The organism is Micromonospora sp. NPDC049102 (genome assembly GCF_043197485.1).
GTDB lineage: Bacteria > Actinomycetota > Actinomycetes > Mycobacteriales > Micromonosporaceae > Micromonospora.
Window position 1 is genome coordinate 172,994 of record NZ_JBICTE010000009.1, and the last position, 11,886, is coordinate 184,879.

Consider the following 11,886-nt stretch of genomic DNA (forward strand, 5'->3'; position numbering starts at 1 on the left):
AGATCAGCATGGCCCTGCACCCGGAGGTGGCGGCCTACCGCGCCGCCCGCGCCGCGGCGGGCACACCGCCGCTGTACACGCAGACCCTCGCCGAGGCCCGCGCCGCGGACCTGGCCGCGATCCGCGCCGGCGGCGGCGCGGTCGAGCAGGTCTTCGAGGTACGCGACGAGCACGTCCCCGGCCCGGGCGGTGACCTGCCCGTCCGCGTGTACCGGCCGGCCGGGTCGGGTCCACTGCCCACCCTGCTGTACTTCTTCGGCGGTGGTTGGACGCTCGGCAGCATCGACACCGCCGACGGCATCTGCCGACGGCTGGCCAACGCGGTGCCCTGCCAGGTGGTGACCGTCGGCTACCGGTTGGCGCCGGAGCACCCCTTTCCGGCGGCGGTGCACGACTGTCACGCCGCGACCGTCTGGATCGCCGGGAACGCCGACCGGTTCGGCGTGGACCCGACCCGGCTGGCGGTGGGCGGGGACAGCGCCGGTGGGAACCTCGCCGCGGCGGTGACCCTGCTGTGCCGTGCGGACGGCCCCGCGCTCGCCGCGCAACTGCTGGTCTACCCGAACACCGACATCGGCGGTGAGCCGTCCGGCCCGGTCGGCGACGACCCCACCCTGTTCAACCGCCACTCGGTGGCCTGGTACCGGACGCACTACCTGGCCGAACCGGAGCAGTCGCGGGACCCGCTGGCGTCGCCGCTGCGCGCCGACGACCTGTCCGGCCTGCCGGCGGCCCTGGTGATCACCGCTGAGCTGGACCCGCTGTGCGCCGAGGGGCAGCGCTACGCCGAGCGGCTCGGCGCCGCCGGTGTGCCCGCCCGCGTCGACCACTACCCGGGCATGATCCACGGTTTCTTCGCCATGCCCGGCGTGTTCACCGACGGCCGGCGCGCACAGGACAGCGCCGCCGCGTTCCTGCGGGACCGGTTCGGGCTGCCGGCGGATCGACAGGCGGCTCCGGCCGAGCCGGAGGGCACGGGGGTACGCGGTGGTTGAGCCTGCCCTGGCCGACCGGCCGACCGCGACGCCCGAAGTGACGTTCGCCGACTACGGGGAGCGGGCGCGGGCGGTGCTGGCCCCGGACGTGTGGGACTACGTCTCCGGCGGTGGCGGGGCGGAGGTGACCCTGGCCGCCAACCGGGTCGCGCTGGACCGGGTCGCCGTGCTGCCCCGGGTGCTGCGCGGCCGGGACACGGTGGACACCGGAGCCCGGCTGCTCGGCCAGTCGTACGCGCTGCCGGTCGGGGTGGCGCCGATGGCCTACCAGCGGCTCGTGCATCCGGACGGTGAGGCGGGCCTGGCGGCGGCGGCCCGCGCGGCTGGCGTGCCGTACGTGGCGAGCACCCTGAGCAGCACGCCGATCGAACAGATCACCGCCACCGGCGCCCCGGTCTGGTTCCAGCTCTACTGGCTGCGCGACCGAACCCTGGTCCGTGACCTGTTGGACCGGGTCGTCACGGCCGGCTGCCGCGCCCTGGTCGTCACCGTGGACGTCCCGGTGCTCGGCCGACGCCCCCGCGACCTGCGTAACGCGTTCCGACTGCCGGCCGACGTGGTCGCCGCCAACCTGCCGTACGGCAGGGACACGCTCGCCCACGCGGGCGTTCCCGGTGTCTCCGCGATCGCCGCGCACACCGACGCGTCGTTCGATTCGGCCCTGCGCTGGGCGGACCTGGCCTGGCTGCGCGAGCACGTCGACCTGCCGCTCGTCGTCAAGGGGGTGCTGGATCCCCGCGACGCGATCGAGGCGGTGCGGATCGGGGCGGACGCGGTGGTGGTGTCGAACCACGGCGGTCGACAGTTGGACGGCGCGCCGGCCAGCGTCACCATGCTGCCGGAGGTCGTCGACGCGGTCGGCGACGGCTGTCAGGTGCTGCTCGACAGCGGCATTCGTGGCGGCAGCGACGTGCTGCGGGCGTTGGCGCTGGGCGCGGCGGGCGTCCTGGTCGGCCGTCCGCTGCTCTGGGCGCTCGCCGTCGGAGGACGGCAGGGCGCGCAGGACGCGTTGGCGTTGCTCGCCGCCGAGGTGCGGGACGCGCTCACCCTCGCCGGCTGTGCCGATCCGACGGCGGCGGCCGGGCTGCGGACGCTCGGGACGGGCTGATCCGGTGGCCCTGACCGAACCGGCCGACCTCGACGTCGCCGACCTGCACCCCGCGCTGGGCGATCCGGCGCTGACCTCGATGAACTTCCTCAACGAGGTGTCCGAACGGTACCCGGCGGCGGTGTCGCTCGCGGCCGGCCGCCCGTACGAGGAGTTCCTCGACGTCGCCGCGGTGCACCGGCACCTGGACACGTTCCACCGGCACCTCGTGGACGAGCTGGGACATTCGGCCGAGCAGGCGCGACGGCTGCTGATGCAGTACGGCCGGACCAAGGGCATCGTTCACCACCTGGTCGCCCGCAACCTCGCCCTCGACGAGGGGATCACCGTCGACCCGGAGGCCGTGGTGGTGACCGTCGGCTGCCAGGAGGCCATGTTCCTGGTGCTGCGGGCGTTGCGGGCCGGTCCGACGGACGTGCTGTTGGCGGTCGCCCCGACCTATGTCGGGCTGACCGGTGCGGCCCGGCTGGTGGACCTGCCGGTGTGGCCGGTCGCGGGCGGACCGTCCGGTGTGGATCTGGCCGACCTGCGGGCCCAGGCGCGTCGGGCCCGGGACGCGGGCCTGCGGCCGCGTGCCTGCTACGTGATGCCGGACTTCGCCAACCCGTCCGGGGTCAGCATCGACGTCGCCGACCGGCAGCGGCTGCTGGCGCTGGCCGCCGAGGAGGACCTGCTGCTGCTGGAGGACAACCCGTACGGGCTGTTCGCCGTCGCCGACGGGCCGCGTCCGCCGACCCTGAAGGCGCTGGACACCGACCGGCGGGTCGTCTATCTCGGCTCCTTCGCCAAGACGGTGCTGCCCGGTGCGCGGGTGGGTTACGTGGTCGCCGACCAGCGGGTGGCCGGACCGGACGGCCGGCTCGGCCCGTTCGCCGACCAGCTCGCCATGATCAAGAGCATGGTCACCGTGAACACCTCACCCCTCGCGCAGGCGGTGATCGGTGGCCGGCTGTTGGAGCACAGATGCAGCCTGGTGCCCGCGAACACCCGGGAGCGGGCCGCGTACGCCCGCAACCTGCGTCACCTGGTGGCCGGCTTGGCCCGGCGCTTCGCGGACCGCCCGGAGGTGCGCTGGACGGTGCCGGCCGGTGGGTTCTTCGTGGTGGTGACGGTGCCGTTCACGGTCGACGACGCGTTGCTGGACACCTCGGCGCGGAACTACGGCGTGCTCTGGACCCCGATGGCGCACTTCTACGACGACACCGCGCCGGTGCGGGCGCTGCGGCTGTCGGTCAGCGCGGTGACACCGGAGCAGATCGACGTGGGATTGGACCGGCTCGCCGCCCTCATCACTGACGAGCTCCTGGGTGGACGGTCATAATGGGCCGCATGGTTGCCTGGGAGTACGCCCTGCTCGTCCGCCGCTATCAGGGACAGGGTCGCAATTTCACCGTCTCGTTCGTCTGGTACGGCCCGGACGGGTCACGCAAGGACATCACCGCCTACGGCGACACGGCCATCGCGCACCTCAATCGCGCCGGCCGGGAGGGCTGGGAGCTGGTGTCGGCAGCCGAGGACGTCAACAACGTCCAGGGCAGCACCGAGGTCCACCGCTACCACCTGAAGCGCCCCCTGAACTGACTCCCGCCGCGCCCCGTCGATCGTGGAAGCACCACGGCTCCATGATCGACGGGGCGTGCGGGGTCGGGGTCGGCCGTCAGGCCAGGTCGATGCCCGGGTAGAGCGGGTGAGGGGCCAGCAGGTCGGTGGCCTGGCGGGAGACCTTGTCGGCCAGGTCGGCGTCGAGCGTGTACTTCGCCTTGGACGGGGTGCCGTCGGCGTTGGCGCCGGCCGTGGTGTTGGTCAGCACGGTGTGGATCAACTCCGCCGTCTGGTCCATCTCGGCGGCGCCCAGCCCCCGGGTGGTCAGCGCCGGCGTGCCGATCCGGATGCCGGACGTGTACCAGGCGCCGTTCGGGTCCTGCGGGACCGAGTTGCGGTTGGTGACGATGCCCGAGTCGAGCAGTGCCTGCTCGGCCTGCCGGCCGGTGAGCCCGTAGCCGGACACGTCGATCAGCACCAGGTGGTTGTCGGTGCCACCGGTGACCAGCGTCGCGCCCCGGCGCAGCAGCCCTTCGGCGAGAGCCTGCGAGTTGTCCACGATCCGCTGCGCGTAGTCGGCGAAGTCCGGGCGGCGAGCCTCGGCGAGCGCGACGGCCTTCGCGGCCATGACGTGCGGCAGCGGACCGCCGAGCACCATCGGGCAGCCCCGGTCGACCTGGTCGGCCAGCTCCGGCTGGCAGAGCACCATGCCGCCGCGCGGGCCGCGCAGCGACTTGTGGGTCGTGGTGGTGACGATGTGCGCGTGCGGTACCGGGTCGAAGTCGCCGGTGAAGACCTTGCCGGCCACCAGCCCGGCGAAGTGCGCCATGTCGACCATGAAGGTCGCGCCGACCGAGTCGGCGATCTCGCGCAGGATCCGGAAGTTCACCTTCCGGGGGTACGCCGAGTAGCCGCCCACCAGGATCAGCGGCTTGAACTCGCGGGCCGCCTCGGCCACCCGGTCGTAGTCGATCAGGCCGGTCGCCGGGTCGGTGCCGTAGCTGCGCTGGTCGAACATCTTGCCGGAGATGTTCGGCCGGAAGCCGTGGGTGAGGTGCCCGCCGGCGTCCAGCGACATGCCGAGCATCCGCTGGTTGCCCAGCTCGCGGCGCAGTGCGAACCAGTCCGCCTCGGTGAGGTCGTTGACCTGGCGGACCTGGGCCTTCTTGAGGGCGGGGGACTCGACCCGGTCGGCGAGCACCGCCCAGAACGCGACCAGGTTGGCGTCGATGCCCGAGTGCGGCTGCACGTACGCGTGGGCCGCGCCGAACAGCTCCCGGGCATGTTCGGCGGCGAGCGCCTCGACGGTGTCGACGTTCTGGCAGCCGGCGTAGAAGCGGCGGCCGACGGTGCCCTCGGCGTACTTGTCGCTGAACCAGTTGCCCATCGCCAGCAGCGTCGCCGGGGAGGCGTAGTTCTCGCTGGCGATGAGCTTGAGGGACTCCCGCTGGTCGGTCAGCTCGGCACCGATGGCGTCGGCCACCCGCGGCTCGACGGCCCGGATCACCTCGAGGGCGCTCCGGAAGGCGGTGGACTCGGCGTTGTGCGACATGCGACCTCCTACGTACGTGCGGAAGGCCCAGGCGCTCGGCAAACGTCCTCGTGACGGGGCCGCTCCCCGATGGTTGTCCATCCCAACGCGCCAGTAACGGCCCGCGCCGATCCTACCGGGCCGGGCGTCGGCCGAGCCGCGCGACTCCCTGCCACGAGAGGAGTCGACACCCATGACCACACCCACCACCGGCCGACCGTCAGCTCGGGTGACCGGAGCGTCCAGCGGGATCGGGTACGAACTGGCCGTGCAGTTCGCCGAGCACGGATTCGACCTGGTCGTGGCCGCCGAGGACGCCGGCATCACCGCGGCGGCCGACAAGCTGCGCCGCGACGGCGGCGTCCAGATCCATCCGGTATGCGTCGACCTGTCCACCGAGCAGGGCGTCGAGGAGCTGGTGAGCGCTGTCGCCGCGATCGGACGTCCCCTGGACGCGCTGGCGCTGAACGCCGGGCGGGGCGCCGGGGGCCGGGGGAGCCCGCCGGGCCGGCGGGCTGGGGGTGGGGGCGGGGTGGGCGGCATGACGAGGGGCTCGGCACTGCCGGGCCCCTCGGTACGAACGGTCGTCTCAGGCGGTCACGGCGTCGCGCGCCTTCTTGATCGCCTTCGGCTCGGTGGGGGTACGCGGCGCGTCCGCGCGCAGCGCGATCATCTTCTCGCCGATCTCCTGGAGCTGCTTGCGGCCCAACGCCTCGCGGACCTTGGGGAACCACTCCTCCTCTTCCTCCTCGACGTGGTGCGTGACGTTCTCGATCAGCACCGTCGTCTTGGCGGTGAAGCGCTCGTCCTTGGCGTCCATGCTGGCCAGTTCGAGGCAGAGCAGGTCGGCCACGTGGTGCTCCTCGTACGACTCGAGGATGTCGTCCTCCAGGTCGGGCAGGAGCCGGCGGACCTCCGGGTACATCACCTCGTTCTCCAGGTAGGTGTGCACCGTCAGGGCCTCCAGGATCTGGTCCACCAGCTTCTGCCGCTGGCTCGCCGGCCCCTCCTCGGCGTCCTGGAAGGCCTTGAACAGGCGGCGCATCTCCTTGTGGTCCTCTTTGAGCAGGACGATGGCATCGGTCGACACCGGTGTGCCCCCCCTTGTTCGATAGCTTGGCTGGTGTCGATCCGGTACCCCGAGGCTGCGCGGCGAAACGGACGAACGCGGCGGATACCGCCTGCTCAGACCGTGGCCAGGGTGCGCGGGATCTCGTCGAGCAGTTCCCGGGCCAGGAAACCGATCCGGCCGTACCGGGGGATCAGCCGTTGGCCGCTCACGGCGTGCGCGAAGGCACCCCAGCAGGCGGCCTGCGCCGGGTCGGCGCCTCGGGAGAGCAGCCCGGCCAGCAGGCCGGCGAGCACGTCTCCGCTGCCGGACGTGCCGAGGCCCGCGTCGCCGCTCTCCTCCCGCCACCCGCGCCCGTCCGGGGCGGCCACGTGCCCGTAGAGCGAGACCACCGCCTCGTACCGTTGCGCCAGCTCGGCGGCCTCGGCGCTCAGGTCGTCGCCCGCGTCCCGGCCGAGCAGGTGACCGGCCTCGGTGACGTTGGGAGTGAGCACCACCGGGCGGCCCGAGCCGACCAGCAGCTTCGGCTCGTGGCTGAGCGCGCCGAGGGCGTACGCGTCCAGGACCAGCGGGGTGTCCGGCCCGGCCGCCTCCAGGACGAGGTTCAGCAGACGGGAGGTCTCGTCGATGTCCGTCAACCCCGGGCCCAGGGCCACCACGTCTGCCGCACCGGCCAACTCGCGGAGCTGGCCGGCCCGGTCGGCGGCCACCGTGCCGTCGGACGTCTCCGGCAGCCCCACCACCAGCGCCTCGGGCACCTGGATGCTCAACGCGGCCGCGGTCGACTCGGCGAGGGCGAGCTGGAGCACCCCGGCGCCGGCGCGCAGCGCGGCCACCCCGGCGAGCAGAACCGCCCCGGGGGTGAAGCGGGAGCCGCCGATCACCAGCACCGTGCCCCGGCTCTCCTTGCCACCGGCGGGTACGGGCAGCGCCCAGTCCCGCAGCAGCGCCGGCGTGATCACCTGGACCTCAGACCGGTTCGGCATGGATCTCGTCCTCCCTGGTCGCCTCGGCGCCCTGCCGGTGCAGGTGGCCGACCTCGTTGAAACCGCCGAGCCGCAGTCTGCCCTGCTCGTCGGCGGACCAGTCGGTGATCGAGCAGTTGGCGATCACGTGTTCGCGGGTCAACGCCATCAACTCCGGCTCGGTCAGGCCCTCGAGGAGGTAGCGCAGCAGGAAGACCAGCGCGTCGTGACCGAAGAGCAGCACCCGCTGGCCCTCGTGGTCACGGCGCAGGTCACCGAGGAGCGCGCGCAGGCGCAGCGCCACGTCGGTCCAGGCCTCACCGCCGGGCGGCCGGTAGTAGAACTTGCCCAATCGGGCGCGGCGCTCCGCCTCGTCGGGAAACCGCCGCTGCACCCCGTGCCCGGTCAGGCCGTCCAGGATGCCCAGCTCCCGGTCGCGCAGCCGCTCGTCGCGGCTCACCGGCACCCCGGTGCCGTGCAGCGCCAGCTTCGCCGTGGACACCGCCCGCAGGTACGGCGACACCACGGCCACGTCGGGCCGCCGGTCCTCGGGCAGGCCGGCGAGCCAGCGGCCGGTCGCCCGCGCCTGCTCCTCGCCGGTGTCCGAGAGCGGCACGTCGGCGTCGCGGTGGCTCACTGCGATCACGTCCGCGCCGGTCTCCTCGGCCCGGGTGGCCGCCACGTTCGCGGTGCTCTCCCCGTGCCGGATGATCCAGAGCGTCGACAGTTCCGCCATGTCGACCCCCTACCCGGGCGCGGCACGGCGTAACCGTGCGCGCGCCGGGACGGGGCCGGCTCAGCCGCGCTTGCGCAGCAGGGCCACGGTCAGCCCGGTCACGTGCGTGACGCGGACCACCTCGTACCGCTCGGCGAGAGCGGCGGACTGCTTCTTCGGCAGTCCGGTCAGCGGCGCGTCGGTGACCGTCGGCAGTAGCACCCAGAGCCGCGGCTCGCCGTGCAGACAACGGGCGGGATTGGTGCAGGCCGAGTTGAACAGCTCATTGCGTTGGACCGCGGAACGCTGCTCGAAGACGTTGCGCAGCTTCACGTCCTTGGGAAGGTAGTACCGAACCCCGCCCTCGGCCGCCCACCACCAGGCGCCACCGACCACCAGCCCGTCGCCGGGTTGGTAACCGGCCTCGACGACCCGCGCCGCCTCCGAGTACCCGAACGGCGCGAACGCTCGCTTCTGCGGATAGGTGTACCAGCTGTGCGAGTACTCGGCGCGCAGCGCGAGATGGCCGGGCACGCTCAGGGCGGCGAGCACCACCAGACTCACCACGACCAGCGGGACGCGGCGCAAGGCCGCGAGACCCGCGCCGGCGAGCACCGCCCAGGCCGGCACGACGAAGAGCAGGTACTTCGAGAAGAAGTAGTTGATGTCGCCGGTGGAGGCCAGCAGGACCACCGGTAGCGGCACGGCGACGATGAGCGCGAACATGACGGTCCGCGCGGCATTGTCGCGGCGCAGGTGGGTCAGCACACCGACCACGGCCAGCGCGGTGACGGCGAAGGCCAGCAACACCGAGCCGAGGACCTGTTCCCAGACCGTCCACGGCGCGCTGTCCGGGATCCAGCTGATCTGCCGGCCCGCCTGCTTCATGCCGCGCAGGATCACCGGGGCGGCGATGCCCACACCGGCCAACGCGGCGAGCGCGAACCATGCCACCGACCACCACCGCCGCTCCCGCCAGCAGTGGATCAGCACGGCCAGACCGTGCCCGATCAGCAGGGTGAGACCCACCACATTCACCAGGCCAATACCGGCCACGGCGAGCGTGTAGGGCGCCCAGCGCAGCCACCCCGGCCGCTCCAACGCCCGGAGCAGGAACAGCGTGGCCGCGGCGGCGGCGAGGACGACGAAGGCGTACGAGCGGGTCTCCTGCCCGAAACGGGTGACCGTGGGCACCAGGGCAAAGGTGAACCCGCCGGCGATCCCGGCGGTCTGGCCGAAGATCCGTCGCCCGGCCAGCGCCACGCACGCGGTGGCCAGAACCATGGCCAGCGCCGACGGCACCCGCAGGCTGGTCGGCCCGCTGCCGAAGACGGTTGCCCAGCCGTGCATGAACAGGTAGTACGCGCCGTGCACGGCGTCGACGTTTTTCAGCATGCCCAGGATCTGGCTGGTGGAGCGGTTCGCCAGGTCGACGGTGACCAACTCGTCCTGCCACATCTCCGGGCTGCCGAGTCGCCACCCGACCGCGAGAGCTGCGAATGCCGTCGGCCAGAACCAGACACTGAGCGCCAGCCGGCGGGCGAACGGAAGTCGTCGGCGGGCCGGCTCGGTGGTCGGCGGGGGCGAGCCCACGTCGGTCTGCGCGGGGGGTGCGTCCGTGATGGCGGCACGGTCTGGCATCGGCGTCCAATCCGGGGGCGTGCAGTGTGGGCGCGCCGATGATAGCCCTCGGCAAAGAGGTCACCGGAGCCGTCGCCCCGGTGCGCCGAGGCGGTGTCGCGACGGCCGGCGGCCGCTTCGCCGGTGCTGGATTCGGACGCCGTGCCTGATAATGTGGCCCGCGCCCGTAGCGCACGTCCACCACGCACAGTAAGGCCCGGGAAACCGATGATTGTCGACATCATGTTGCCGTACTACGGGAGCGTGCCCCTCATGCAGGCGGCGGTGCGCAGCGTGCTGGCACAGACTGACCCGGGCTGGCGGCTGACCGTGGTCGACGACGGTACCGAGCCGGGCGTGCCGGAGTGGTTCGCGCTGATCACCGACGAGCGGGTGCGCTACCAGCGCAACGAGCGCAACCTCGGCATCACCGGCAACTTCCGCAAGTGCGTCGGCCTCGCCGAACACGAGTACCTGGTGATGATGGGCACGGACGACATCATGCACCCCAACTACGTGGCGACGGTGCGGTCGGTGATCGAGCAGTACCCGGGCGTCGGTATGGTGCAGCCGGGAGTCGAGATCATCGACGCCGACGGCACGGTGGTCAACACCATCGTCGACGAGGCCAAGCGGCGGCTCTACGCACCGCGCGTCGAGTCCCGGGCGCTGATGGGCGGCGAGGATCTGGCGGCCAGCCTGCTGCGCGGCTGCTGGTTCTACTTCCCGTCGATCTGCTGGCGGACGGACGCGCTCAAGGCCGTCAACTTCCGTGAGGAGCTCCAGGTCATCCAGGACCTCGCGCTGGTGATCGATCTGATCCAGCGGGGCGAGCAGATGGCGATTGACGCCACCCTGTGCTTCCAGTACCGGCGGCACGCGGTCAGCAAGTCGGCCGCCGACGCGGTCACCGGGTCCCGGTTCGACGAGGCGCGGGCGTTCTTCGTCGACGTCGCCCGGCGGATGGACGAGCAGGGCTGGCCCGTGGCGGCCCGGGCGGCCCGCCGCTACATGTCGTCCCGGCTGCACGCCATCACGCTGCTACCGACGGCGATCCTCGCCGGCCGAATGACCGGTGTGAAGAGCCTGTCGCGGCACGCGTTCGGGCCGGGCCGATGAGCGACCACGACCAGGGGGCGGCCATGATCGTCTGGTACCGGTCGACACCTCGATGCCCGAGGGACTGCGACCGGCGCCGGTGATGCCGTACCGCGAGTTTCAAGCTGCGCTGCACCACGCCGGCCGCCGAGGCCGACCGGGCCGGTCTGATCGAGGATGTCACGCTGCGGGTCGGCAACGTGATCGGGGCCGGCTAGGGCGTGTCCTGTCGATCATGTAGTGGTTGATCGTTGACGATGTGCCGGTGGTACGTCGTGGTGAATTGACCGACGAGGCGTGGGCGGTGATCGCGCCGCTGCTGCCGGAGCCGGGTGGTGCGCGGGGGCGGTGGCGGGATCACCGTCAGGTCATCAATGGGATCTTGTGGAAGCTGCGCACGGGTGCGCCGTGGCGTGACCTGCCGGAACGCTTCGGACCGTGGAAAACCTGCCACGAACGGCTGCGGCGGTGGACCGCGGCTGGGACCTGGGATCGGATCCTCGCCGCGGCGCAGGTCCATGACGACGGCACACCGGTGCAGTGGACGATCAGCATCGACTCGTCGATCGTGCGGGCGCACCAGCATTCCGCTGGCGCCCGCAAAAAAGGGGCTCCCCATCAAGTCCGGCGACGCCTGGTGCGCAAGATGGCGAGGCCATCGGCCGATTGCGCGGCGGACTGAGCACGAAGATCCACCTCGCCGTCGACGGACGCGGCCGGCCGCTGTCGATCCTGCTCACCCCGGGCCAGGCCGGCGACAACCCTCAACTCCTGGCGTTGCTCGATGCGATCTGGGTCAACGAGCCCGGACCCGGACGGCCCCGCAAGCGACCCGATGTGCTGATTGCCGACAAGGGCTACGCGCATGACTCGACCCGCCGAGCCCTGCGGCAGCGAGGCATCCGGCACGTCATCCCCGAACGCAGCGACCAAGTCGCCCGCCGGGCCGCCAAGGGCAGCGCCGGCGGACGACCACCGGCCTTCGACAAGCAGCTCTACTGCAAACGCAACGTCGGGAACGCTGTTTCAATCGGCTCAAGCAATGGCGTGACCTGGCCACCCGCTACGCCAAGCGAGCATCCCTCTACCAGGCCAGTCTCGTCCTCATCGCCGCCATCATCTGGCTTCCATGATCGACAGGACAGGCCCTAGACGAGTAGTTCCGATGTCAGGGGTCGATGTCTGGGCATGAAGGGAGGGTGCCGATGATCATGTTGTGACGCAAGACCTCGACACCCTCTTG

Annotated in this window: 10 protein-coding genes, 2 pseudogenes and 1 riboswitch; of the genes and pseudogenes, 7 read left to right on the forward strand and 5 right to left on the reverse strand. The window is 71.9% G+C overall.

Going from position 1 to position 11,886, the window contains the following annotated elements; genetic code table 11:
- Positions 1-8 precede the first annotated feature (8 nt).
- From ACGFH9_RS12685 to ACGFH9_RS12700, 4 genes are read left to right on the forward strand one after another with little or no spacing between them, the layout of a single operon-like run.
- Positions 9-995, forward strand: a complete 987-nt coding sequence (locus tag ACGFH9_RS12685; RefSeq protein ID WP_393217936.1) for an alpha/beta hydrolase — start codon at positions 9-11, stop codon at positions 993-995.
- A gap of 7 nt (positions 996-1,002) precedes the next feature.
- Positions 1,003-2,103: an alpha-hydroxy acid oxidase gene (locus tag ACGFH9_RS12690; protein WP_393217968.1), complete on the forward strand. Its 1,101-nt coding sequence runs from the start codon at positions 1,003-1,005 to the stop codon at positions 2,101-2,103.
- Between the two features lie 4 nt (positions 2,104-2,107).
- On the forward strand, positions 2,108-3,424 hold the full coding sequence (locus ACGFH9_RS12695) for an aminotransferase class I/II-fold pyridoxal phosphate-dependent enzyme (protein WP_393217939.1): 1,317 nt from the start codon (positions 2,108-2,110) through the stop codon (positions 3,422-3,424).
- The gene (locus ACGFH9_RS12700; protein WP_007460594.1) at positions 3,424-3,684 is read left to right on the forward strand and encodes a hypothetical protein; all 261 of its coding nucleotides are present in this window, start codon (positions 3,424-3,426) and stop codon (positions 3,682-3,684) included. The genes ACGFH9_RS12695 and ACGFH9_RS12700 overlap by 1 nt, the downstream gene beginning before the upstream one ends.
- A gap of 76 nt (positions 3,685-3,760) precedes the next feature.
- On the opposite strand, the gene ACGFH9_RS12705 is transcribed toward ACGFH9_RS12700, so the two are convergent.
- Complete coding sequence (locus ACGFH9_RS12705; protein WP_393217942.1) at positions 3,761-5,197, reverse strand: glycine hydroxymethyltransferase; 1,437 nt, start codon at positions 5,195-5,197, stop codon at positions 3,761-3,763.
- Positions 5,198-5,215: 18 nt separating this feature from the next.
- Positions 5,216-5,305: riboswitch (ZMP/ZTP riboswitch) on the reverse strand.
- A gap of 64 nt (positions 5,306-5,369) precedes the next feature.
- On the opposite strand from ACGFH9_RS12705, the pseudogene ACGFH9_RS12710 reads away from it, so the two are divergent.
- Positions 5,370-5,594: pseudogene (locus tag ACGFH9_RS12710) on the forward strand (SDR family NAD(P)-dependent oxidoreductase); the annotation flags it as partial.
- A 171-nt stretch (positions 5,595-5,765) separates the two neighbouring features.
- Here ACGFH9_RS12710 and ACGFH9_RS12715 read toward each other — a convergent pair.
- The 4 genes from ACGFH9_RS12715 to ACGFH9_RS12730 form a co-directional block, all read right to left on the reverse strand.
- Positions 5,766-6,266: a hemerythrin domain-containing protein gene (locus ACGFH9_RS12715; RefSeq protein WP_355238896.1), complete on the reverse strand. Its 501-nt coding sequence runs from the start codon at positions 6,264-6,266 to the stop codon at positions 5,766-5,768.
- 95 nt (positions 6,267-6,361) lie between these two features.
- Positions 6,362-7,231, reverse strand: a complete 870-nt coding sequence (locus ACGFH9_RS12720) for an NAD(P)H-hydrate dehydratase (protein WP_393217945.1) — start codon at positions 7,229-7,231, stop codon at positions 6,362-6,364.
- The gene (locus ACGFH9_RS12725; protein WP_393217948.1) at positions 7,215-7,946 is read right to left on the reverse strand and encodes a histidine phosphatase family protein; all 732 of its coding nucleotides are present in this window, start codon (positions 7,944-7,946) and stop codon (positions 7,215-7,217) included. Before ACGFH9_RS12725 ends, ACGFH9_RS12720 begins: the two co-directional genes overlap by 17 nt.
- Positions 7,947-8,006: 60 nt before the next feature.
- Positions 8,007-9,566, reverse strand: coding sequence for a glycosyltransferase family 39 protein (locus tag ACGFH9_RS12730; protein WP_393217951.1), 1,560 nt, complete (start codon positions 9,564-9,566; stop codon positions 8,007-8,009).
- A gap of 207 nt (positions 9,567-9,773) precedes the next feature.
- On the opposite strand from ACGFH9_RS12730, the gene ACGFH9_RS12735 reads away from it, so the two are divergent.
- Together ACGFH9_RS12735 and ACGFH9_RS12740 are read left to right on the forward strand one after the other, a co-directional pair.
- A complete protein-coding gene (locus ACGFH9_RS12735; protein WP_393217954.1) occupies positions 9,774-10,664 on the forward strand; it encodes a glycosyltransferase in 891 nt (296 codons plus the stop codon).
- A 226-nt stretch (positions 10,665-10,890) separates the two neighbouring features.
- Positions 10,891-11,776: pseudogene (locus ACGFH9_RS12740) on the forward strand (IS5 family transposase).
- Positions 11,777-11,886: the final 110 nt, after the last annotated feature.